This is a genomic window from Methylobacterium oryzae, assembly GCF_021398735.1.
Lineage (GTDB): Bacteria > Pseudomonadota > Alphaproteobacteria > Rhizobiales > Beijerinckiaceae > Methylobacterium.
Genome location: NZ_CP090349.1, coordinates 1,671,392 through 1,694,752 on the forward strand (window position 1 = coordinate 1,671,392; position 23,361 = coordinate 1,694,752).

Consider the following 23,361-nt stretch of genomic DNA (forward strand, 5'->3'; position numbering starts at 1 on the left):
GACCTGGCGCCTCTCCGCTCGTGAGGCGCCAGGTCGCGGAAAGCCGCAACGCGCCCTCTCTGACGTGCGGGAGAGGGCGCGCGTCCCGTTCCGACGCGAGCGGACAAGTCTTCACTGATCTCAGAGTTCGAGCCCGCCCGATGATCCGCCCGCTTCTCCTCCTCGCCGCCACCCTCGTCCCGCTCTCGGCGCAGGCCGGCGACGCGGCCGCAGGCAAGAAGCGCGCGACCGCTTGCCAGACCTGCCACGGCATGGACGGGCTCTCGAAGCTGCCGGAGGCGCCGAACCTCGCCGGGCAGGTCGAGCCCTACCTCGTGAAAGCGCTCACCGAGTACCGCGACGGCAAGCGGCAGAACGAGATCATGAACGTGGTCGCGAAGGAGCTGTCGGACGCCGACATCGCCAATCTGGCGGCGTACTACGCGGGCATCCAGATCGACGTGCTGCCGCCGGGGTAAGCGGCACCACCGTCATTGCGAGCGCAGCGAAACAACCCAGGGCGGCGGGCCATTGACGAGCGTCGCGCACCTGGTTTGCTTCGCTCCGCTCGCAAAGACACGGTGGATCAATCGTCCATCTTCAGGGCGGCGATGAACGCCTCCTGGGGGATCTCGACGCGCCCGAACTGGCGCATCTTCTTCTTGCCTTCCTTCTGCTTGTCGAGAAGCTTGCGCTTGCGCGAGATGTCGCCGCCGTAACACTTGGCGGTGACGTCCTTCGACAGCGCCCGGATGGTCTCGCGGGCGATGATCTTGCCGCCGATCGCCGCCTGGACGGGGATCTGGAACAGGTGGCGGGGGATCAGGTCCTTCAGCTTCTCGCACATGGCCCGGCCGCGCGACTCGGCGCGGGTGCGGTGGACCAGCATCGAGAGGGCGTCCACCGGCTCGGCATTCACCAGGATCGACATCTTCACGAGGTCGCCCTCGCGGTAATCCGACACGTGGTAGTCGAACGAGGCGTAGCCCTTCGAGATCGACTTCAGCCGGTCGTAGAAGTCGAAGACGACCTCGTTCAGCGGCAGGTCGTAGACCACCATGGCGCGCTTGCCGACGTAGTTGAGGTCGATCTGCACGCCGCGGCGGTCCTGGCAGAGCTTCAGCACGCCGCCGAGATACTCGTCGGGCGTCAGGATCGTGGCGCGGATCCACGGCTCCTCGATCGTCTCGATCTTCATGATGTCCGGCATGTCGGCCGGGTTGTGCAGCTCCTTGGTCTCGCCGTCGCGCATCTTCAGGTGGTAGACCACCGAGGGCGCCGTGGAGATCAGGTCGAGGTTGAACTCGCGCTCCAGCCGCTCCTGGATGATCTCCAGGTGCAGGAGCCCGAGGAAGCCGCAGCGGAACCCGAAGCCCAGCGCCGCCGACGTCTCCATCTCGTAGGAGAACGAGGCGTCGTTGAGCCGGAGCTTGCCCATGGCGGAGCGCAGGTTCTCGAACTCGGCCGCGTCCACCGGGAACAGGCCGCAGAACACCACCGCCTGGACCTCCTTGAAGCCCGGCAGCATCTCGGTGGTCTGGCGCTTGTCCTCGGTGATCGTGTCGCCGACGCGGGTGTCGGCCACCTCCTTGATCGAGCCGGTGAAGAAGCCGACCTCGCCCGGTCCCAGCGCGTCGATGTCGGCCATCTTCGGCCGGAACACGCCGATCCGGTCGACGCCGTAGACGGCGTCGGCGCCCATCATGCGGATGGTCATGCCCTTCTTGAGTGTGCCGTCGATGATCCGCACCAGCACGACGACGCCGAGATAGGCGTCGTACCAGCTGTCCACGAGCAGCGCCTTCAGAGGCGCGTCGCTCCTGCCCTTCGGCGGCGGCAGGCGGTTGACGATCGCCTCCAGCACCGCCTCGATGTTGAGGCCGGTCTTGGCCGAGATCGGCACGGCGTCGGAGGCGTCGAGGCCGATCACCTCCTCGATCTGCTCCTTGACCCGGTCCGGCTCGGCGGCGGGCAGGTCGACCTTGTTGAGGACCGGGACGATCTCGTGGTTGGCGTCGAGCGCCTGGTAGACGTTGGCGAGCGTCTGCGCCTCGACGCCCTGCGAGGCGTCGACCACCAGGAGCGAGCCCTCGCAGGCGGCGAGCGAGCGCGAGACCTCGTAGGCGAAGTCCACGTGGCCGGGCGTGTCCATCAGGTTCAGGACGTAGTCCTTGCCGTCCTGGGCCTTGTACTCCAGGCGCACGGTCTGCGCCTTGATGGTGATGCCGCGCTCCTTCTCGAGGTCCATCGAGTCGAGCATCTGCTCGCTCATGTCGCGGAGCGCGACCGTGCCAGTGGCCTGGATCAGCCGGTCGGCCAAGGTCGATTTGCCGTGGTCGATATGCGCGACGATCGAGAAGTTGCGGATGGTGTCGATCGGGGCTGTCATCGGCATTCCGTTCGGGCGCGCGCCGGCGCGCACCGTCTGACGTCAGGACGTGTTCGGATGGAGCGGCTCCCGCGCGAGATAGCAGCGCGGCGGGAAGGCGCCAAGCGCGGCCTGAGCGCCCGGGGGGAGAGCGGGCCCGGTCGGTGATCGCACGCAAGCGAACGGGGGCCGGAACGAGCCGGCCCCCGGGTCACGATCGTGTCTGGCGCCGAGGAGCGATCCGGCTCAGCGACCGCGGTCGCGGATCAGTCGCTCGATCTCGGCCTCGCCGTGGGAGCGCGCCTTGGCCTCGGTCGGATGCTTCCGGTCCGAGCGCTGGTGCAGCTTGCCGTGCTTGCGGATGCTCCACTGGAACAGGGAGCCGCTCTCGCCGACCGGCTCCACGTCGAGGCTGAAGGGGTAGGTATCTGTCTGGGTATCGCTCATGGGGCCGATATGGGGCGGTCAGCGACCTTTCGCCATGCCTGATCGCCAAGTCCTTGCGCGTTTACGCGTCCGCACCGGTCGCGCGCGCCCGCGCGGCCATGGCAACGAGGCTTTTGCGCAGCGCACCCATGTCGGTGACGCGCTCCGGATAGGGGACGCGCACCGTGCGGTCGGCCGCCATCAGGTCCATGCCCTCGGGGTCGAGGCCGGTGAGTCGCCAGGGCAGGTCGGCCGCGCCGCCGGCGCCGGCGGCGTAGAGCGCCAGCGCGTCGGCGTGGTCGGCGTTCATGTGCTCGACGGCGCCGCGCTCGCCCGCCACGATCGCCTGCGCATCCGAGAGGTCGAGGAGGAGCTGGTCGCGGGTCAGGGTCGCGGCCTTGGCGAAGCCGCCATTGAGGTGGCCGGCCTCCGGCGCCAGGGCGAAGAAGCCGAAATCCGGGAAATCGGCGTAGAGCTTGGCCTTCGGGTGCCGGGCCAGGAACCGCTCCCGGGCCCGCGCCTCGGCGGTCTGCAGAGCGCGTCCGACCACGGTCAGGCGGGGATGGGCGAGCGGGTCGCCCTTGCCGCCCTGCGAGAACAGGAGCGAGCAGCGCGGGTCGGCCAGCAGGTTGCGGGTGTGGGCCGACAGCCGCGACAGCAGCATCACCGGCGTGCCGTCCGCGTCGGTGGCGATGGTGACGAGGGAGGCGAAGGGTGTGCCGTCCGGCTCCAGGGTCGCGAGCGCCCCGGACCGGACGCTGCGCAGGAGCGTGCGCGCCAGGCCGATCGCGTCGAACGGCGCCGCCTCGGCCGGCAGCGGACGGGCCGGTCCGCCCGCCCCGGGACCCGTGTCGATCGTCTCGCCCATGCGCGATTCCTCCCCTCCGGACAGCCGCCCGGTTTCGCCGCCACGTTAGCGGCGCAGCGTCGGCGGCGCGAGGCACCGCGACCGCGTCAGATCGGCCGCGGAAGGACCGGTGCGCTCCCGTGTTACGGCCAAGCTATGACCGCCGCTCGCTTTTTCCGATCGGCCGTACTAAAGCACCTGTCCCTTTGCGTGTGCCGGGCTGCGCCCAAACTGCCCGGTTCGCGTTTTTGTCTGCCCCCTCGGGGCCGGGACGTGGCGCGGCCTGTGCGAAGAGCCGGGACCGCGCCTGAGCCCGTTCAGTCAGGGACCGCGCATGCCGACCATCGCCCTCGTCGACGACGACCGGAACATCCTCACCTCTGTGTCGATCGCGCTGGAGACCGAAGGCTACCGCATCCAGACCTACACGGACGGGGCCTCCGCGCTGGACGGTCTGCGCCACTCCCCGCCCGATCTCGCGATCTTCGACATCAAGATGCCGCGCATGGACGGGATGGAGCTTCTCCGACGCCTGCGGCAGAAATCTGACCTTCCCGTGATCTTTCTGACGTCGAAGGACGAGGAGATCGACGAGCTGTTCGGCCTCAAGATGGGCGCGGACGACTTCATCCATAAGCCGTTCTCGCAGCGCCTGCTGGTGGAGCGGGTGAAGGCGGTGCTCCGGCGCTTCGCCAAGGAGGCCCCCGGCAGCACGCCCCGCGGCGAGGCCGAGGTCGCGGCCCGGTCGCTCGAGCGCGGCGCGCTGATGATGGATCCCGAGCGGCACACCTGCACGTGGAAGGGCGAGCCGGTGACGCTGACGGTCACGGAGTTCCTGATCCTCCAGGCGCTCGCCCAGCGCCCCGGCGTCGTGAAGAGCCGCAACGCGCTCATGGACGCGGCCTACGACGACCAAGTCTACGTCGATGACCGGACCATCGACAGCCACATCAAGCGGTTGCGGAAGAAGTTCAAGGTCACCGACCAGAGCTTCGACATGATCGAGACGCTCTACGGCGTCGGCTACCGCTTCAAGGAGGCGTGATCTCCAGGATCAGCCCCGTGGCCGCACGTACCCAGACCCAGACCGAGGATGCCCCGCCCCGCGCCTCCCTGGCCCAGACCCTGTCCCGACCGCTCGGCTGGCCCCGCGCCGTGTGGGAGGCGGTCGGCCAGCGCGCCTCGTCGAGCCTGACGCGCCGCATCGTCGTCCTCAACCTCGTCGGGCTGATCGCGCTCCTCGTTGGGTTCCTCTACCTCAACCAGTTCCGCCAGGGCCTGATCCAGGCCCGGATCCAGAGCCTCGCCATCCAGGGCGAGATCATCGCGGGGGCGATCGCCGCCTCGGCCTCGGTGGACACCGACACGATCCGCATCGATCCCGACAAGCTGCTCCAGCAGCAGGCCGGCGAGGCGGCGGAGGAGGAATCGCAGCCGCTCGCCTTCTCGCTGAACCCCGAGAAGGTGGCGCCGCTGCTGTCGCGCCTCGTGACGCCGACGGGCAACCGCGCCCGGGTCTACGACCAAGAGGGCGGCCTCCTGTTCGACACCCGCACCCTGTTCAAGCGCGGCGATGCCAGCCGGCCCGACCCGCTCGAGCCGAAGCCCCACAAGCCCGGCATCCTCGAATCCGCCTTCGAGGCGGTACAGTCCAAGCTCGGCGGCCTGTTCCGCAGCCGGTCCGAGACCACCGAGGAGACGGGGCCGGTGAACGGGCACTCGCTCCGGGAGGTCCAGGCGGCGCTCGGCGGCAATCGCGGCAGCCTCGTGCGCCGGAACAAGCTCGGTGAGACCACCGTCTCGGTGGCGGTGCCGATCCACCGGGCGGGCTCGGTCCGCGGCGCCCTCTTGATCTCGACTCAGGGCGACGCCATCGACCGGGTCATCGCTTCGGAGCGGTTCGGTCTGCTGCAGGTCTTCCTCGTCGCCTCGGCGGTGATGGTGGTGCTCTCGTTCCTGCTGGCGGGTGCGATCGCGGGACCGGTCCGCCGCCTCGCGGAGGCCGCCGAGAAGGTCCGCATGGGTATCAAGACCCGCGAGGAGATCCCGGACTTCACCGAACGTACGGACGAGATCGGCCACCTGTCGGGCGCCCTGCGCGACATGACTCAGGCCCTCTACCGGCGAATCGACGCGATCGAGAGTTTTGCGGCGGATGTCAGCCACGAGTTGAAGAACCCGCTGACCTCGCTCCGCAGCGCGGTCGAGACACTGCCGCTCGCCAAGACCGACGAGTCCCGTGGCCGGCTGATGGCGATCATCCAGCACGACGTGAAGCGCCTCGACCGTCTGATCAGCGACATCGCCGACGCCTCGCGCCTCGACGCGGAGCTCGCCCGCGCCGAGGCCCGGCGCGTCGATCTCCGGCGGCTGCTCACCACCGTCGTGTCGGTCGCCAACGAGCGCCGGCGCCCGAAGGATTGCCTGATCCAGCTCGACGTCGAGGCGACGGGCTCGGAGCAGGACGCGCCGTTCACGATCATCGGCCACGACAGCCGGCTCGGGCAGGTGGTCAACAATCTCCTCGACAACGCCCGCTCGTTCTCGCCGACCGACGCGAAGGTCCGGGTCGTGCTGCGCCGCGTGCGCGGGGAGGTCGAGATGATCTGCGAGGACGAGGGACCTGGCATCCCGGAGCACGCCCTGGAGCGGATCTTCGAGCGCTTCTACACCGACCGGCCGGAGCAGGGTTTCGGCCAGAACTCCGGCCTCGGCCTGTCGATCTCCCGCCAGATCGTCCAGGCCCATCGCGGCACGATCCGCGCCGAGAACCGGCCCGGCGCCCCCGACGAGGACGGCGAGCCGACGGTGCGCGGCGCCCGCTTCATCGTGCGCCTGCCGGCGGCGCCGCGGCAGCTCCACGCCTGATGGTCACCCTGCACGGCGCCTGCATCGCGCTGTGCGGGGCCGGGATCCTGATTCGGGGTCCCTCGGGCGCGGGCAAGTCCAGCCTCGCGCTCCTGCTCGCCGCCGCGCCGGACGGCGCCTTCGTGGCGGACGACCGGGTGCTCTGCGCGATTCGCGACGGGCGAATCACGGCCGGTCCCCATCCCGCGCTCGCCGGACGTGTCGAGGTCCGCGGCCAGGGGATCCTGTCGGCGGCCGATCTCGGCCTGGCGGTGCGGCCGGAGGCGGTGCTGCATCTCGCCGTCGACCTGGTGGAGACGGCACCGCGCCTGCCCGAGCCGCCGGAACCCGCCGACATCCTCGGCCTCGCCGTTCCGCGCCTCGTCCTCGATCGGGGTGCGCGGGCGGCCGGCCTCGCACCGCTCCTGGTTCGTGCGGCGCTGCGAAAGCCACGGCCGTGACTTCGCAGCCGCACAGGCGCCTCGATTCGCCCAAGACTGGTATCCCCCATGGCGCACACGCGGCGGCCGTGGCATGATCGCACCAATGTCCGGGCAAAAAAGTCGCGATCGCCTTGTGGGGGGCTGTGCGATGCACAACATGGCGGCACACACAGGACGTTGGAACACGTGTCGATGATTGGCATGGTGCTCGTCACCCACGGACTCCTGGCGACCGAGTTCAAGGCCGCGCTGGAGCACGTGGTCGGTCCACAGGATCAGATCGAAACGATCACGATCGGGCCGGAGGACGATATGGAGCTGCGACGCCGGGACATCATGTCCGCGGTCTGTCGCGTGAATACCGGGGACGGTGTGGTGGTGCTGACCGACATGTTCGGGGGCACGCCGTCGAACCTCGCGCTGTCCTGCATGAACGGCGGATCGGTGGAGGTCGTGGCGGGGATCAACCTGCCGATGCTGATCAAGCTGGCCAGCGTCCGCGACGAGGAGAAGCTCGGCGACGCCGTGCTGCACGCGCAGGAAGCCGGCCGCAAATACATCAACGTCGCTTCGCGCGTCCTGGCGGGCAAGTAGTTCTCCGGGATCAGGCTTCCAGGACGGCCGCCGGCGGAGCCGCGCGCCGCGCGCTCACGGTGATTCCCACCGATGCCGCGATCACCAGCGCGATCGCCAGCCACTGGACGGCGCTGATTCGCTCTCCCAGCAGGACCAGACCCGCGCAGGCCGCCACGGCGGGCTCCAGGCTCATCAGCACGCCGAAGCTCTTCCGGTCCAGGCGGCGCAGGGCGACCATCTCCAGTGAGTAGGGCAGGGCGCTCGACAGCAGCGCCACCGCGAAGCCGGCGATGAGGAGTCCGGGCGCGAGCAGGGCCGGTCCGGCCTCCGCCACGCCGAACGGCGCCACGACGAGGGCCGCCGTCAGCATGCCCAGGGACACGGCCTGGCCGCCGTCGATCCGCCCCGCGCGCTGCCCGAACAGGATGTAGAGCGCCCAGCACAAGGCCGCGCCGAGATCGAGGGCGACGCCGACCGGGTCGAGGCCGTCCGCGCCGGCGATCGGCAGCAGCAGCGCGAGCCCGGCCACCGCCACGCCGATCCACAGGAAATCCGAGCGGCGGCGCGACGCGATCAGCGCGACCGCCAGCGGCCCGACGAATTCGATGGCCACGGCCGGCCCGAGCGGCAGCCGTGCCAGCGCGAGGTAGAACAGGAGGTTCATCAGCCCGAGGGCCGTCCCGTAGAGGGCGATCCAGCCGGCCTCGCGTGCCGGGAGGCTGCGCCGCCAGGGCCGCCAGACGGCGATCAGGATCAGCGCCGAGAAGCCGACCCGGAGGGCCGAGGTCCCCGCCGCGCCCAGCGCTGGGAACAGGCTTTTGGCGAAGGTCGCGCCGCACTGGAGCGACACCATGCCGGTGACCAGCGCCGCCACGGACAGCACCGTATCGCCGAGGCCGAACCTGTTGCGTGACACGGGGGCGACATTCCTGAGGACCGGGATCCGGCGCGGGCATAGCAGATGCCGGGGCCGCCGCGGCCCACGCTCGGCCTCATGGCACACGCCATCCTCGCGCACGGCTCGCCGTCCCGGGCCAGCGGAGCGTCCGCCGGCCCGGCGTCGTCCGTGACCGGCCCTTACAGGATGAAGCGGCTCAGATCCGCGTTCGAGGCCAGATCCTGCACCCGGTCGCGCACGTAGGCCGCGTCGATCGGCACCGTCTCGCCGGACCGATCGGTGGCGGTGAAGGAGATCTCGTCGATCACCCGCTCCAGCACCGTCTGGAGCCGGCGCGCGCCGATATTCTCCACCGAGGAGTTCACCTCCACGGCGACCCGCGCGAGGGCGTCCACGGCGTCGTCGGAGAAGGTGAGGGTGACGCCCTCCGTCTCCATCAGCGCGACCGTCTGCTTGAGAAGGCTCGCCTCGGTGGCGGTCAGGATCTGCTTGAAATCGTCCACCGTCAGCGGCTGCAATTCCACCCGGATCGGCAGGCGGCCCTGCAGTTCGGGGAGGAGGTCCGCCGGCTTCGAGACGTGGAAGGCGCCAGAGGCGATGAACAGCACGTGGTCGGTCTTCACCGGCCCGTGCTTGGTCGCGACGGTCGTCCCCTCGATCAGCGGCAGCAGGTCGCGCTGCACGCCCTCGCGCGAGACGTCGCCGGACGAGCGGCCCTCGCGGGCGCAGATCTTGTCGATCTCGTCGAGGAAGACGATGCCGTTGTTCTCGACCTCGCGGATCGCCTCGCGGACGAGCACCTCGTCGTCGACGAGCTTGTCGGATTCCTCGGCCATCAGCGGCGCGTAGGCGTCCCGCACCAGCACACGGCGCGGCTTGCCACGCTGGCCGCCGAGCGCCTTGCCGAGCATGTCGCCGATGTTGATCGCGCCCATCGAGGCGCCCGGAACGCCGGGAATCTCGAACATCGGCATGCCCGCGGGGGCGCCGGAGGTCAGTTCCAGCTCCACTTCCTTGTCGTCAAGCTCGCTGTTGCGGAGCTTGCGCCGGAAGCTGTCGCGGGTGGCCTGGCTCGCCGTCGGCCCGACGAGCGCGTCGAGGATCCGGTTCTCGGCGGCCGCCTCGGCCTTGGCCTTGACGCCCTCGCGCTTCACCTGCCGCGTCAGGCCGATCGCCACCTCGACGAGGTCGCGGACGATCTGCTCGACGTCGCGGCCGACGTAGCCGACCTCGGTGAATTTGGTGGCCTCGACCTTCAGGAACGGCGCGTTGGCGAGCCGGGCGAGGCGGCGGGCGATCTCGGTCTTGCCGCAGCCGGTCGGCCCGATCATCAGGATGTTCTTGGGCGCGACCTCCTCGCGGAGCGGACCGGTCAGCTGCTGGCGGCGCCAGCGGTTGCGCAGCGCGATCGCCACGGCGCGCTTGGCGTCGTGTTGCCCGACGATGAACCGATCGAGTTCGGACACGATCTCGCGGGGAGAGAACGTCGTCACCGCTTTGCCATCCCTGTTCCCGGCCCGAAAACGGCCCCGCGCCGGGAATGGGGTCGCGCGCGGCCCCGCGCAAGGGGCCACGCGTCGGCCGGTCGCCGCCTCAGTGCGCCGCCGGGACCGCCGCGGCGTCGCCCTTGTCGTGCCGGCCGAACCGCTCCACCAGGGTCGCGCTGGCCTCGTTGAGGCCGATGACCGTCACGTCGCGGCCCCGGGCGCGGGCCTTGAGCACCACCCGGTCGAGGGCCGCAATGGCCGAGATGTCCCAGAAATGCGCCGCGTGGACGTCGATCACGAGGCGCTCGACCGGCTCCAGCACGTCGATCGCCTCCGAGAAGGTGCTGGCCGAGGCGAAGAACACTTGCCCGGTGACGGTGTAGGTCCGGGTGCCGCCGTCGGCCGAGAGGGCGGACGTGATCCGGTTGAGCCGGGCGACCTTGCCGGCGAAGAACACGCCGGACAGCAGCACGCCGACCAGCACGCCGATCGCGAGATCCTTGGTGGCGACCACGACCAGGACGGTCGCCAGCATCACCGCCGAGGAGGGCAGCGGGTTGGTGCGCAGCCGCAGCAGCGAGCGCCACGAGAAGGTGTTGATCGAGACCATGATCATCACGGCCGTCAGCGCCGCCACCGGCACGACGGCCAGCAGGTCCTGCAGCGCCACGAGGAGCACCAGCAGGAACGCGCCGGCCACGAGCGTCGAGAGGCGGCCGCGGGCACCCGACGAGACGTTGATCACCGACTGGCCGATCATCGCGCAGCCGCCCATGCCGCCGAACAGGGCCGAGGTCATGTTGGCCACGCCCTGGCCCATGCACTCGCGATTCTTGTCGCTGGCCGTGTCGGTCATGTCGTCGACGATCTGCGCCGTGAGCAGGCTCTCCAGCAGGCCGACCGCGGCGAGCGTCGCCGCGTAGGGCAGGAGGATCCGCAGGGTTTCGAGGGTGAGGGGCACGTCCGGCAGGGCGAAGCTCGGCAGCGTCGAGGGCAGGGCGCCGAGATGGGCGACCGTGCGCACGTCGAGGTGGAAGATCGCGGTGATCGCCGTCAGGACGGCGATGGCCACGAGCGGCGACGGGATCGCGCGGGTGAGCCGCGGGAATCCGTAGATGATCGCCAGACCGAGGGCGATCAGCCCGTAGGTCGCCGGCGTGACCCCGGTGAGCTCGGGCAACTGCGCCAGGAAGATCAGGATCGCCAGCGCGTTGACGAAACCGGTCATCACCGATTGCGAGACGAACCGCATCAGCCGGCCCAGCCTGAGCAACCCGGCCAGGATCTGGATGACGCCCATCAGGATCGTGGCGGCGAAGAGGTACTGGACGCCGTGCTCGCGCACGAGGTCGACCATCACCACCGCGGTCGCGGCGGTAGCGGCCGAGATCATGGCCGGCCGACCGCCCGCGAAGGCGATGGTGCAGGCGATGACGACCGAGGCGTAGAGGCCGACCTTCGGGTCGACCCCGGCGATGACCGAGAAGCCGATGGCCTCTGGGATCAGCGCGAGGGCGACGACGATCCCCGACAGGGTGTCGCCGCGCAGGTTGGAGGTCCACGACCGGAGATATCCGGCGTTCCGGGCTGCGTGTGTTGACATCGATGAATCCGCACGAGCGGCGTGCCCGCGTCGCTGGCGGGTCAGAGCGCGTCTCGAATGCGTGGTCCGGCGGATCGGCGGCCGGAAGAGCCACCCGGGCTTTCACCGGGTCCTTGCGAATGCGCCGACCCTAGGGGCGCGCGCGCTGCAATGCAACAACGTGGCGGGAAACGCTCGGCGACGCTTCCGTCATCGCGGGTCCGGCTCTGCGGTTCCGAAATGACGGGCGCGTCGGTCCGGCCGCCTCAGGCCGCGCGGACCTGGGTCACGAAGCCCGCGACCTCGCCGCCGAGCCCGTTCGAGCGGCGCGCGATGTCGGCGGCGGCGTTGAGGACTTCCGCGGCGCTGGCGCCCGTCTCGCGGGCCGCGCCCAGGACCAGCGCCATCGTGTCCGTGACGGCGCGGGTGCCGCTGGCGGCCTCGGAGACGCTGCGGGCGATCTCCTGGGTCGCCAATTGCTGCTCCTCGACGGCGGCGGCCACGCCGAGGGCGATCCCGTGGACCTGCTCGATCGTGCCGCCGATCTCCTCGATCGCCGCGACGGCGTCGTGGGTCGCGGTCCGCATCGCGGCGATCTGCCCGGCGATCTCCTCGGTGGCCTTGGCGGTCTGCGTCGCGAGATCCTTCACCTCGGTGGCGACGACCGCGAAGCCGCGCCCGGCCTCGCCGGCCCGCGCCGCCTCGATCGTGGCGTTGAGGGCCAGCAGGTTGGTCTGCCCGGCGATGGTGGAGATGAGGGAGACGACCTGCCCGATGCCGTCGGCGCTGCGGGCGAGGGCCTGGACGCTCGCCCGGGTCCGCCGCGTCGCCTCGACGGCGCTCTCGGCGGCCGTCGAGGTCTGGGTCACTTGGACGCCGATCTCGCTGGCGGTGGCGGCGAGTTCCTCGGTGGCGGCGGCGACGGCCTCGACGTTGTGGGCCGTCGTCTCGGCGGCGCGGGTGACCGCCTGCGACTGCGTGCCGGCGTGCTCGGCGTTGCCCGCCATGGTCGCGGCGGCACGCTCCAGCCCGGCGGCGGCCCCGGCGAGGTGCTCGACGAGTCCGCCGATGCTGCCCTGGAACCGCTCGGCGAGCCCGGCCATCTCGGCGCGCTTGCGCGTCGCCGTGTCGGCCTCCAGCCGCTGGTGCTCGTGCCGCAGGCCCTCGGCCTCCCGCATCGTGTCGCTGAAGACCTGCATGCTCGTCCAGATCGCACCGATCTCGTCGCGTCCCGGCTTGACGGCGGGCAGGGTGTGGTCGCCGCGCGAGAGGCGCTGGATCGCGTCCGAGACCGCCCGCAGCGGCCGGGCGATCTGCCGCTGACCGATGAGCAGGCCGAGGGCGCAGCAGATCACGGTGCCGATCAGGGCGAGGCCGAGCAGGAGGAGCGTGCGCGTCTCGAACAGGGCCTGGGTGTCGGCCTTGATCGCCGCCATCTCGCCCCGGCCCTGCTTCACCAGGGCGTCGATGCTGGCCTGGAAGGCCTTGCGGTTTGCCCGGTTGGCGTCGTTGAACCCGAGCTCCGCGGCCGCCTTGGGGCCGGTCGTGTCGCCCGCGTCCGCGAGGGCGCTGCGGAGGGCGCGGAACGCGTCGGCGTTGCGCACCATCGTCTCGAAGAGCGGCCGCTCGGCCTCGGTCACCCGCGGTGCCCAGTCGGTCCGCAGCGCGTCCATCTCGGCGAGACCCTTGCGGATCCCGGCGGTGTACTTCGCGGCTTCCGCGCGGTCGGCGGAGGCGTAGACGCCGCGCGAGTCCATGGTGACTTCGGCGGCGAGGCGGTTGAAGTTCGCGGCGTCGAGCGCCCGGATCGACGCGCTCTCGACGCTCGTCAGCGAGCGCTCGAAGCTCTTCAGCGTCGCGACGCTGACCCCTGCCACGACCAGCGTCGTCAGGCTGCAGGCGCCGACGAAGCTCAGGAGTTTTCCGCCGATTTTCATTGCTATCCGACCGTCGAGGCGCGATTGGCGTCAAAATGCCGGTTATTCGTCAAGACGTCGTAAACTGAGCTGATCCGGAATTATTTGTCACGCCTCTGAGCAGGGTCCTGATGAGGAAGGGGCGCGGCGGGCGCCGCGCCCGACCCGATCAGGCCGCCCGGACGGTGTCGAGGAAGCGGCTGACTTCCGCAGTCAGGTGCTCGGATTGCCGGGACAGCTCCGAGGCCGCGTCGAGGACCTGGCCGGCGGCGACGCCGGTCTCCTCGGCCGCGCCGGCGACGCCGGAGATGTTGCTCGTGACCTCGCCGGCGCCGACGGCCGCCTGCGCGACGTTGCGGACGATCTCCTGGGTCGCCGCACCCTGTTCCTCGACCGCGGCGGCGATCGAGGTGGCGACGCCGCTGATCTCGCGAATCCGGTCGGTGATGCCGGCGATCGACGTCACCGCCTGCCCGGTCGAGGCCTGGATCTGCGCGATCTGGCCGGAGATCTCGTGCGTCGCCTTGGCAGTCTGCTCGGCCAGCGCCTTCACCTCGGAGGCGACGACCGCGAAGCCCTTGCCGGCGGCCCCGGCGCGGGCCGCCTCGATGGTGGCGTTGAGGGCCAGCAGGTTGGTCTGGCCGGCGATGTTGGAGATCAACCCGACCACGTCGCCGATCCGCGACACGGAGTTGCTCAGTTCCTGGACGAGCGCGCCGGTCTGATCGGCGTCGGAGACGGCCCGCTGCGCCAGATGCGCTGAGCCGTCCACCTGCCGGCCGATCTCCTGCACCGAGGAGCCGAGTTCCTCGGCCGCCGCCGCGACGGTGTTGACGTTGGAGGCGGCCTCCTCGGCGGCCGCCGCGACCGTGTTCGACTGGCTCGAGGTCTGGGACGCCGTCGCCGACATGGTCCGGGCGGTCGCCTGCAGCTCGGTGGCCGAGGACGAGACCATGCCGACGATGCCGCCGACCGCGCGATCGAAGCTGTCGGCGAGTTCAATCATGGTCCGGCGCCGCTCGGCCGCGGCGGCCGCGTCGGCGATCCGCTTCATCTCGGCCTCCTCGGCGGCCTTCTTGGCGACCATCGCCTTGATCCCGTCCACGGCACGCCCGACCGCGCCGATCTCGTCGCCGCGGGCGGCCTCCTTGATCTCGGCCTCGATCTCGCCGCGGGCCATGCGCTGCAGCACGGCCACGAGGCGGCCGAGGGGGCGGGTCAGCATGGCGAAGACGAGGAAGGCCAGCAGCCCCGCGATGACGACGCTGGCGACGCTGCCGAGCAGGCTCGCGAGGTAGGCGGCGCCGAAGGAGCGCGCCTGCTCGTCGCTTCGGGCGGCGAGGAGGTCGCGCTCCGCTTTCTCGGCCTCGCCGATCTTGGCGCGCAGGGCATCCATGGACGCCTTGCCGGCGCCGCTCGCCTCGATCTGCCGGGCCTTGTCGAGGTTCCCCGCCTCGACGAGGGCCATCTCCTTGGCGGCGATATCGTTCGACCACGTCTCCGCCGAGCCGCGCACGGCCTCCAGGCGCGCCTGCTGGGCGGCGTTGTCGGCGGTGAGCGACTTGGCGCTCTCCAGGGACACCTTGAAGGACTTCTGGCCGGCGCGGAGCGGCTCCAGGAATTTCGGATCGCCCGCGATCAGGTAGCCGCGCAGGCCGGTCTCCTGATTGACCATCGCCTGCGTGAGGCCGTCGAGGGCGGAGATGACCTGATAGGAGTGCTCCGTGAGATGATTGACGCGCTCGATCGAAGACAGGTGACTGTATCCGATGGCGCTGATCCCCACCGTGACCGCCGCCAGGCTGCCGAATGCGGCAGTCAGCTTCGTTACGATCCGGACATCGTTGATCGAGCGCATAGTCAGTCCCCAGGGCCCCATTCGGGAATTCGGATTTGGTTCCCTGGCGGCTGTGATAAATTATACGCTGTAAATTTTGTCTTACTGCGGGCTGTATCGCCCGGATGAACCCTGTTGAACGGCGGTTGAAAACCTGCTGTCAGCAGTCGAGCGTCGGTGATCGTTCCGCGCAGTGCTGTCGTCGGCGAGTACAACCTGAGATAAGAGGCGGCGCGCCGGATTTCGTTGCGGCGCTACGATCCGTGCGCGGCTTCGAGGAAGGTTTGCAGGATGCAAAGACCGGCGCCGCAGCGTATTCGCCCGCGGCGCGGTTCGCGCGGAAGCTGTGATGACCCGCGTAGAGCCGGGCAGACCCCGCGCCGATGCGCGAGCGCCCGCGACGGGATCCCGGCGACGCGGGCACACCGTGAGCGATCGAGCGCGCGGCGACGGCGGCGGAGCCGGCGAGCCCGGCTCCGCCCGGCCGGGTCTCAGGTATCCAGTGCCTCGATGACGAGGTTTCCGTTGGTGTAGACGCAGATCTCGGCGGCGATCGTCATGGCCCGCCGCACGATCGCCTCGGCGTCGAGGTCGCCGTCCTCCAGCGCGCGGGCGGCCGCCAGGGCGTAATTGCCGCCAGACCCGATGGCCATGACGCCGCTCTCGGGCTCCAGTACGTCGCCCGAGCCCGACAGGAGCAGGCTGACCTCGCGGTCGGCGACCAGCATCATCGCCTCGAGCCGGCGCAGGTAGCGGTCCGTCCGCCAATCCTTGGTGAGTTCCACGCAGGCCCGGGTCAGCTGACCGGGATACTGCTCCAGCTTGGCTTCGAGGCGCTCGAACAGCGTGAACGCGTCCGCGGTGGCGCCGGCGAAGCCGCCGATCACCGCACCCTTGGCGAGGCGCCGGACCTTGCGGGCGTTCCCCTTCACGATGGTCTGGCCGAGGCTGACCTGACCATCGCCGCCGATGACGACGCGGCCGCCCTTGCGGACCATCAGGATCGTGGTCGCGTGCATCTGGGGAACGGCGCCCCGGTCGTCGTACCTGAATGCGTCCTGGCTCAAGATTCGGCTCCGCTCTCGATCGCGCCGAGATGGGGAGCTTCGCCGGCCGAGTCCAGCCGGTGCCGGGATCGCGCGCCTACTCGGCGACCGCCTCGGGGCTGCGCACCGGGCCGGCATCCTGCAGGATCGACTGCGCGGCGGCCTCGGCCAGGAGCGCGTAGCCGCGGTCGGCCATGTGCAGGCCGTCGGCGGCGAAGAGCTGTTTGGTCGTCAGCTTACCCTCGCGCACCCAGCCGTGCATCAGGTCGGCCCGGCGGATCACCGGCACGTCGAGCTCGTCGCCGATGCTGCGCACCGCGTCGCGGAAGCGCGAGGCGCCCGGCGTGGATTCGAGCTTCGGGCACCATTGCGGCTCCATCAGCACCACGTCGATGCCGGCCTCCCGGATCCGGCGGATCGCCGACACAGTGGCCTCGCGGAAATGGTCGAGCGACACGCCGCGCAGCGGGTCGTTGCTGCCCGTCTGCCAGATAACGAGCTGGGGCTCGGCCGCGATCACGTCGCGGTCGAGGCGCGCCAGCATGTCGTCGACGTGCTCGCCGCCGATGCCGCGGTTGATGACCGCCACGTCCATCCCGTGCAGCTTCTTGCGCAGGTCGATCTGCAGGCGGGCCGGGTAGGCGTTGGCCGGGGTCGACGCGCCCACGCCCTCCGTCGAGGACGACCCGAAGGCGACGATCTTGAGCGGGGCGCCGATGGCGATCTGGCGAGCGACGTGGGGCAGGTCCGGGCTGTCGCCCAGGTCGAAGCCCAGCATGTCCAGGGATTCGGGCAGCAGGTCCGCGTAGGCGAGGACCGCCGTCGGAAGGACCAAGAGGGCGCCCAACAAGCCCAGGCGGCGCAGCATCCTGCGGGCGGGGAAGACAGTGTTCAGCGTCTTGGACACGGGACCGACGGCTCCGGCTCTCGTGAGCGGTAGATACAATCTGACACAGGGCCCTGAAAAGAGCGGTTCCGGGCAGAGTTTGAAAACGCACTGAATTCGTAACGCAAAATTAGGCATGAGTGGGGAGGCGCGCCCTTGCCCGAGGATTCCCGGCAACATCGGCGCGGCGGGTCGACCCCAGCGACGTTGGCGTCGCGGCACCCGCACGCCCGCCGCCGAGTCGGCATGAACCATGCAGAACAAACCCCGACGCGTCTCCGAGAGGGCGGCGGAGCGCGCGGTCGGGGCCGCGGCGCGTCCCCCGACCGGCCGCGGGGCTCCGTGAGCCGTCCCATGGTCGACCGCTTGCGCATCGCGATCCTCACGCACTCGACCGACCCGCGCGGCGGCGTGGTCCACGCTCTGGCTCTCGGGGAGGCCCTGGGCAGGCTCGGCCACGAGGCGGTGGTCCACGCGCCCGACCCGACCGGCGGCGGCTTCTTCCGCGCGGCGCAGTGTCCGGTGATCTCGGTCGCGGCCAAGCCGGTCGCGGGACCGGCCGCCGCGCTGGTCGGCGCCCGGATCGCCGACTACTTGGCGCATTTCTCGACGCCCGCCGCCTGCGACTTCGACGTCTTCCACGCCCAGTGCCGGATCAGCGGCAACGCGCTCGCCACCCTGACCCGGCGCCGCCTGATCCCGGGCTTCGTGCGCACGGTCCATCGGATCGACACGTTCACCGATCCGCGGCTCGCGCAGTGGGAGGAGCGGGCGATCCTCGATGCCGGGCGCCTGCTCTGCGTCAGCCGGACCTGGGCGGCGACGCTGGCGGCCGAGTACGGCGCCCGGGCCGACGTGGTCGGCACGGGCGTCGACGGGGCGGCCTTCACGCCCGATCCCGGGCCGGAGGATGACGCGCTCCGCCGCCGCCTCGGCCTCGGCGGCGGCCCGGTCTTCCTCAGCGTCGGCGGCTTCGAGGCGCGCAAGAACACGCTGGCGATCGTCGAGGCCTTCGCGGCCCTGCGCCGGACCTGCCCCGACGCGCAGCTCGTCGTGGCCGGCGCCGCGCCGCCTCTCGATCAGGCCGGCTACGAGGCCCGGTGCTGCGCCACGCTCGAGCGCGAGGGGCTCGAGGTCGGGCCCGGCCGGCCGGTGATCCGAACCGGCGCCTTGGCGCAGGCGGACATGCCGGGCCTCTACCGCCTCGCCGACACCCTGGTCTCTCCCTCCCTCGCGGAGAGCTACGGCCTGTGCGTTCTGGAGGCGATGGCCTGCGGAACGCCGGTGATCGTGTCGGGCCGGCCGCCCTTCACCGAGTATATCGCCCCCGGCGAAGCCCTGTCGGTGAACCCGGACGACACCGACGCCATTGCGTCGGCCATGCGGGCGAGCCTGGAGCCGAGCCGGCGGGCGCGGCTGCGCAATGCCGGCCGAGAGGTCGCCCGGGCGCATGTCTGGGACGCCTGCGCGGCGCGCCACCTGCCGACCTACGCGGAACTCGCGCCCGGGGACGCGCCGTTGATGGCCGCGGCCACGGGGGCGGCGGCCTGGAACACGCTGCGGGTCCCGCGCGATGCCTGAGATGCGCTTCCATATCCGGTGGCCGGACGGGACCCGCGAGGCCTGCTACTCGCCGTCGCTGGTGATCAAGGACCACCTCGCGGTCGGGCAGGACTACCCGCTCGACGAGTTCGTCGCGCTGACCCGGCTGGCCCTGGGCATCGCCAGCGAGCGCGTCCGCGCCCGCTACGGGTTCCCGTGCGGCCGCGCGCAGGCGCAGCTCGCCCGGATCGAGGAGGGCGCCCGCCGCCAGGAGCCCGGGACCGTCCACGTCGAGGCCTTCGAGGACTGATGAGGGCCCGCGGCATCGCCGTGCGGCGAGGCGACGCGGCGCGGACCAGCGGCGCGCCGGGTTGTCCGCAGGACCCACGGCGCGCGGAGGCCTAGGCGATGATGACCCGGATTGCGGCAGTGCTGGTGCTGGTGCTGGCCGCGTCACCCGCGGCGGCGCAGACGCGGCCGTCTAGCACGGCGATGACCTGTCAGCAGACGATCCGCCTCATCCAGGCGCGCGGAGCGCTCGTCCTCGGGACCGGCGGCATGACCTACGACCGGTTCGTCCGCGACCGCTCGTTCTGCGAGCCCACCGAGATCGCGCGGCGCGCCTTTCGGCCGACCCGCGACAACCCGAGCTGCCTGATCGGGTACACCTGCTACGAGCCCGGACGCGGCGACTGGTTGGGTGTGGACGACTAGCACCGTTCCCGATCGCGCTGCCGCGTTTCTCGAGCGTGGAAGAGGGGGGTGAAGTGCGGGACGCCGGCGCAGCGAGCGCGCCGCGTCAGCCGGCGTCCGGGACCGCCCGACCGGGTTCGAGGGCGACGATCACCCGACGATCCCCGGCCCGGCGGGTGAAGCCCGTGGCGTCGAGGTGCTCCAGCAGCGGGATCGAGAACTTGCGTGAGATTCCCAGGGTCGCACCGGCCTCGCGGGCCAGGAATCCGGTCTCCGCCGTCCGCGCCGTCGGGAAGGCGTCGATCAGGCGGCTCTTGGCGGTGGCCACCGCTTCCCGGTGGAACAGCACGGCGCGGCGCTGCACCCGGTCGACGGCGCGGATCACCGTGCCGGCTCCCACGAGGTAGGTCAGCGCCTCGCGGCGGCGCACGTCCCGGCCGATGGCCTCGGCCTCGTCGGGCGGGCTGAGGCCGGCGCGGCGGAAGACCTGCTCCAGCCGGCGGGCGGCCTCGCTCTCGTTCCGCGCGGGGTCGAACTCGGCCCGCCGCCACAGGGCGCCCGCCTGGGCGACGCCGCCGGCGGCCGCGAGGTCGCGCAGGACCGCGCCGGTCACCGCCTCGGGCAGCGCCAGGGCGCGGGACAGGCGCTCCAGGGCGATGCCGTGCTCCATCGGGTAGTCGCGGTGATGGTGTGCCAGGGCGGCCAGCGTGCCGGTGCGCAGCGCCTCGAAGGCCGCGGCCCCGACGAAGCGGTCGCCGATCGCGCGGGCACCGTCTTCGGAGAGCGCCTGCCGAGCGCGGTCCGGCGCGATACCGGCGATCCGGGCGAGCTCGTTGAGCGGTGCCCCGGCCGCGCCGAGCTGCCCGAGGCGGACCGTGATCGCCTCGGCGGGACCGCCCGCCGCCAGGGCGGCGAGGTCGGCCATGACCCGGGGATCGTGGCGCCGGCGGCGGCGGCTCGCCGGGTCGAGGATCCGGCCGCCCGCCACCGTGACGGAGGGCGAATCGAGCCGCAGCACGAAGGGCTCCCGCGCCGGCACCGCCACCGGTTCGCCGAGGTGGAGCTGCGCCTGGGTACTGGCGCCCGGCTCCAGGGCGTCGCAGTCGAGCAGCCGCAGCCGCGCCTCGACCTCGGTGGTGCCGAAGAGCAGGCGGCAGGCCGTGCCGCCTGCCAGGGCGTCCGGCAGGCTCGCGGCCGCGGTGATCGCCACGTCGAGCCACGGGCTCTGCGCGAGCAGGCCCGGCAGCGACAGCGCCTGCCCACGGGCGATCTGGTCGAGGTCGATGCCGCGCAGGGCGACCGCCGTGCGGCGCCCCGGCTCGGCGCGCTCGACCGCGCGCCCGTGGATCTGCAGGCCGCGCACCGTGGCGGTGCGGCCGCCGGGGGCGATCTCGACGGTGTCGCCGACCGCGAGCGGCCCGCGTCGCAGCGTCCCGGTCACGACGGTGCCGAAGCCCGGCCGGGAGAAGACCCGGTCGACCGGAAGGTAGGGGAAGCCGTCGTCGCGGACCGGTTCCGTCTCCGCCACCAGCGCCGAGAGGGCGGCGGCGAGCTCCGGCAGGCCGTCGCCCGTCACGGTCGAGGTGGCGATGACCGGGCCGGCCTCGATCCCGGCCCGGGCGGCCGCTGCGGCGATCTCGGCGGCGCGCGCGGCCACGGTCTCGCGCGTCGCGAGGTCCGCCTTGGTCAGCGCCAGGACACCGCGGCGGACGCCGATGAGGGCGGCGATCTCGAGATGCTCCACCGTCTGCGGCTTGATGCCCTCGTGGGCGTCGACCGCCAGCAGAACGGCCCGCATGCCGGTGGCGCCGGAGATCATGGCGCGGACGAACCGTTCGTGGCCCGGCAGGTCGACGAGGTCGATCTCGCCCTGCGCGGCGGTCAGCAGCGCGAAGCCCGGCACGATGGACACGCCGCGGGCGCGCTCTTCCTTGAGCCGGTCGGTCTCGACGCCGGTGAGCGCGCGGACGAGCGCCGTCTTGCCGTGATCGACGTGCCCGATCACGCCGACGAGGAGTGTCTTCAAAGCAGCCACCGACCGCATCTTCTCCGCGGTGCCGCCGTCCACAAGGGGCGCGCCGCTCGCTCGAAGGGGAATCCGCCGCGCCGGCGCGTCGCGGCGCCGTGTGCGCCTCCGGGCGGTCGGGGCCGGGGCTGCGAGGCAGATGGATTGTGGACAATTTGTCTTGCCACGCCGTGCCGTTTTGGGAAAGCGCGATTTTAACGCAGCGCAGCATCCATCCGCCGCGGGCGACCGGTCCCGTCCCAGCTTGACGACGGCGGCGCCGCCGCCTTTGCTGCCGCGGGTGCGTCGGACGGTCACGCCCCGATGCCGGCTCCGCGAGATGCGACGCAGGATGCGATGCAACCGGAGCCCATCCCTGGCTCGTTAGCCGGGGCAGGCGACGAAGAGGAGCGTATGAGCGACACCGATAGCCACGCCGCGGCGGAGCCCCGCGAGGTCGAGCTGAAGCTCGACTGCGCCGGGCCGGATCTGACGGCGCTCGCGTCCCATCCCCGGTTGAAGGACGCGTCGGCGACCGAGCCCGAATCCCTGGTGACGACCTACTACGACACGCCCGATCGCGCGCTCCGGAAGAACGGCCTGACCCTGCGCGTCCGCGCCAAGGGCGACCGCCATATCCAGACCGTGAAGGCCGGGAGCGGCGGCGTTGGCCTGTTCGACCGGGCCGAGTGGGAGAGCGAGATCGCCGGGCAGGCGCCGGAGCCCGCGGCCTGGGCCGACACGGCCGCCGGGCCGATCCTGCGCGAGGCCGACGCGCCGCTGGAGCGGCTGTTCGCCACCGTGGTGCAGCGCCGAGAGATCCCGGTCGCGCAGGGCGAGTCGCGCGTGCTCGTCACCCTCGACGAGGGCCATGTCGAGACCGACTCGGGCGTCGCGCCGCTCTGCGAGGTCGAGCTGGAACTCCAGTCCGGCGATCCGGCCGACCTGTTCGCGCTGGCGCGGGAGCTGGCCGAGACCGTGCCGCTGCGCCTCGGCGTGAAAGCCAAGAGCGCGGTCGGCTACGCGCTCCTCGACGGGATCGAGCCCGGCGTCGTGAAGGCCGAGGCGGTGGAACTGCCCGAGGGCGCGAGCGCCGGGGAGGTCTTCCGCCGGGTGGCGCGCGCCTGCCTGCGCCACATGCGCCTCAACGAGACCGCCTTCCTGGAAGGCGGCCGCCCGCCCGAGGCGCTCCACCAGATCCGCGTCTCCCTGCGCCGCCTGCGCTCGGCGCTGTCGCTGTTCGGGCCCATGCTGGAGAGCGATCCCCGGGCGGCCGGCTTCAACGACGAGATCAAGCGCGTCACCGAGCCCTTCGGCCACGCCCGCAACCTCGACGTATTCCTGAGCGACACGCTGCCGGATCTCGCGGAACAGCGCCCCGACGAGCCCGGCCTGGACGCCCTGCGCGCGCGCGCCGAGGCGGAGCGCGCCACCGCGTACGACGCGGTCTCGGAGACCCTCGAGAGCCCGCAATGGCGCGCGCTCGTCATCGACTTCGCCGGCTGGGTCGAGGCGGGCTCCTGGGCCGCCGGCCCCGACGCGGCCGTCGACGGGCGCCACTTCGCCGCGCAGGTGCTCGACAAGGCGCGCGCGCGCCTCAAGAAGCGCGGGCGCGGCCTCCGGCACCTCGATCCGCACACGCGGCACCGGGCGCGGATCGCCGCCAAGAAGCTCCGCTACGGCGCGGAGTTCTTCGCCGGTCTCTACCGGAAGAAGAAGGCGGTCCGCCGGCAGGAGAAGTTCGGCGCCGCGCTCTCCGACCTGCAGGACCATCTCGGCGCGCTCAACGATCTGGAGACGGCCCGGGCGATGACCGAGAGCCTGTCGGGACCGCCGATGCCGGGTTCCGACGATCCGGGGGCACAGAAATTGCTCGACGAGGCCGCGGACGCACGGTCCGAGCTCCTCGACGTCAAGCCCTTCTGGCGCTGAGGCTTCTCGCGCCGCCGGCCCGGTCGGAACCCGGCCGGTGCGGCGGCGTTC

The 23,361-nt window shown here is 71.5% G+C and carries 20 protein-coding genes and 1 other annotated feature; of the genes, 9 read left to right on the top strand and 11 right to left on the bottom strand.

The window, feature by feature from the left end; genetic code table 11:
• Positions 1-140: 140 nt before the first annotated feature.
• Positions 141-458: a c-type cytochrome gene (locus LXM90_RS08060; protein ID WP_020094610.1), complete on the top strand. Its 318-nt coding sequence runs from the start codon at positions 141-143 to the stop codon at positions 456-458.
• A 107-nt stretch (positions 459-565) separates the two neighbouring features.
• On the opposite strand, the gene lepA is transcribed toward LXM90_RS08060, so the two are convergent.
• From lepA to LXM90_RS08075, 3 genes are all read right to left on the bottom strand, one after another.
• The gene (lepA, locus tag LXM90_RS08065) at positions 566-2,368 is read right to left on the bottom strand and encodes a translation elongation factor 4 (RefSeq protein ID WP_234082310.1); all 1,803 of its coding nucleotides are present in this window, start codon (positions 2,366-2,368) and stop codon (positions 566-568) included.
• Positions 2,369-2,593: 225 nt separating this feature from the next.
• A complete protein-coding gene (locus LXM90_RS08070; protein ID WP_010682254.1) occupies positions 2,594-2,794 on the bottom strand; it encodes a hypothetical protein in 201 nt (66 codons plus the stop codon).
• Between the two features lie 61 nt (positions 2,795-2,855).
• Positions 2,856-3,641: a HugZ family protein gene (locus tag LXM90_RS08075; protein ID WP_020094608.1), complete on the bottom strand. Its 786-nt coding sequence runs from the start codon at positions 3,639-3,641 to the stop codon at positions 2,856-2,858.
• Positions 3,642-3,954: 313 nt separating this feature from the next.
• Here LXM90_RS08075 and LXM90_RS08080 point away from each other — a divergent pair, with 313 nt between their 5' ends.
• From LXM90_RS08080 to LXM90_RS08095, 4 genes are all read left to right on the top strand, one after another.
• Entirely contained in the window at positions 3,955-4,665 is a 711-nt protein-coding gene (locus tag LXM90_RS08080; RefSeq protein ID WP_020094607.1) for a response regulator transcription factor, read from the top strand.
• A 68-nt stretch (positions 4,666-4,733) separates the two neighbouring features.
• Positions 4,734-6,488 (top strand): stimulus-sensing domain-containing protein, encoded by a 1,755-nt coding sequence (locus tag LXM90_RS08085; RefSeq protein ID WP_419149864.1) that lies wholly within the window; start codon positions 4,734-4,736, stop codon positions 6,486-6,488.
• Positions 6,488-6,928 carry an HPr kinase/phosphorylase gene (locus LXM90_RS08090; protein WP_020094605.1) on the top strand — a complete coding sequence of 147 codons (441 nt, stop codon included), beginning with the start codon at positions 6,488-6,490 and terminating at the stop codon, positions 6,926-6,928. The genes LXM90_RS08085 and LXM90_RS08090 overlap by 1 nt, the downstream gene beginning before the upstream one ends.
• A 174-nt stretch (positions 6,929-7,102) precedes the next feature.
• Positions 7,103-7,504, top strand: coding sequence for a PTS sugar transporter subunit IIA (locus LXM90_RS08095; protein WP_010682249.1), 402 nt, complete (start codon positions 7,103-7,105; stop codon positions 7,502-7,504).
• Positions 7,505-7,514: 10 nt separating this feature from the next.
• Here the strand turns inward: LXM90_RS08095 and LXM90_RS08100 are convergent, their stop codons facing one another.
• The 7 genes from LXM90_RS08100 to LXM90_RS08130 form a co-directional block, all read right to left on the bottom strand.
• Complete coding sequence (locus LXM90_RS08100) at positions 7,515-8,402, bottom strand: EamA family transporter (protein WP_020094603.1); 888 nt, start codon at positions 8,400-8,402, stop codon at positions 7,515-7,517.
• A gap of 161 nt (positions 8,403-8,563) precedes the next feature.
• Positions 8,564-9,877, bottom strand: coding sequence for an ATP-dependent protease ATPase subunit HslU (gene hslU, locus LXM90_RS08105; protein WP_020094602.1), 1,314 nt, complete (start codon positions 9,875-9,877; stop codon positions 8,564-8,566).
• Positions 9,878-9,977: 100 nt separating this feature from the next.
• Positions 9,978-11,474 carry a SulP family inorganic anion transporter gene (locus tag LXM90_RS08110; RefSeq protein WP_234082313.1) on the bottom strand — a complete coding sequence of 499 codons (1,497 nt, stop codon included), beginning with the start codon at positions 11,472-11,474 and terminating at the stop codon, positions 9,978-9,980.
• Positions 11,475-11,534: 60 nt separating this feature from the next.
• Positions 11,535-11,590: a sequence feature (sul1 is cis-regulatory element that is thought to sense ions involved in sulfur or methionine metabolism; They are found in Alphaproteobacteria), on the bottom strand.
• A 129-nt stretch (positions 11,591-11,719) separates the two neighbouring features.
• Complete coding sequence (locus LXM90_RS08115) at positions 11,720-13,390, bottom strand: methyl-accepting chemotaxis protein (protein WP_234082315.1); 1,671 nt, start codon at positions 13,388-13,390, stop codon at positions 11,720-11,722.
• A gap of 148 nt (positions 13,391-13,538) precedes the next feature.
• On the bottom strand, positions 13,539-15,227 hold the full coding sequence (locus LXM90_RS08120; RefSeq protein ID WP_020094599.1) for a methyl-accepting chemotaxis protein: 1,689 nt from the start codon (positions 15,225-15,227) through the stop codon (positions 13,539-13,541).
• A 470-nt stretch (positions 15,228-15,697) separates the two neighbouring features.
• Positions 15,698-16,225 carry an ATP-dependent protease subunit HslV gene (gene hslV / locus LXM90_RS08125; protein WP_020094598.1) on the bottom strand — a complete coding sequence of 176 codons (528 nt, stop codon included), beginning with the start codon at positions 16,223-16,225 and terminating at the stop codon, positions 15,698-15,700.
• 124 nt (positions 16,226-16,349) lie between these two features.
• Positions 16,350-17,159, bottom strand: a complete 810-nt coding sequence (locus LXM90_RS08130; RefSeq protein WP_020094597.1) for an SGNH/GDSL hydrolase family protein — start codon at positions 17,157-17,159, stop codon at positions 16,350-16,352.
• 333 nt (positions 17,160-17,492) lie between these two features.
• On the opposite strand from LXM90_RS08130, the gene LXM90_RS08135 reads away from it, so the two are divergent.
• From LXM90_RS08135 to LXM90_RS08145, 3 genes are all read left to right on the top strand, one after another.
• Entirely contained in the window at positions 17,493-18,719 is a 1,227-nt protein-coding gene (locus LXM90_RS08135; protein ID WP_103985750.1) for an MSMEG_0565 family glycosyltransferase, read from the top strand.
• The gene (locus LXM90_RS08140) at positions 18,712-18,990 is read left to right on the top strand and encodes an MSMEG_0570 family nitrogen starvation response protein (protein WP_026605168.1); all 279 of its coding nucleotides are present in this window, start codon (positions 18,712-18,714) and stop codon (positions 18,988-18,990) included. The genes LXM90_RS08135 and LXM90_RS08140 overlap by 8 nt, the downstream gene beginning before the upstream one ends.
• 98 nt (positions 18,991-19,088) lie before the next feature.
• Positions 19,089-19,394: a hypothetical protein gene (locus LXM90_RS08145; protein ID WP_026605167.1), complete on the top strand. Its 306-nt coding sequence runs from the start codon at positions 19,089-19,091 to the stop codon at positions 19,392-19,394.
• Positions 19,395-19,479: 85 nt separating this feature from the next.
• Here the strand turns inward: LXM90_RS08145 and selB are convergent, their stop codons facing one another.
• Positions 19,480-21,417, bottom strand: coding sequence for a selenocysteine-specific translation elongation factor (gene selB / locus LXM90_RS08150; protein WP_234082317.1), 1,938 nt, complete (start codon positions 21,415-21,417; stop codon positions 19,480-19,482).
• Positions 21,418-21,792: 375 nt separating this feature from the next.
• On the opposite strand from selB, the gene LXM90_RS08155 reads away from it, so the two are divergent.
• Positions 21,793-23,310, top strand: a complete 1,518-nt coding sequence (locus LXM90_RS08155) for a CYTH and CHAD domain-containing protein (protein ID WP_020094592.1) — start codon at positions 21,793-21,795, stop codon at positions 23,308-23,310.
• Positions 23,311-23,361 lie beyond the last annotated feature (51 nt).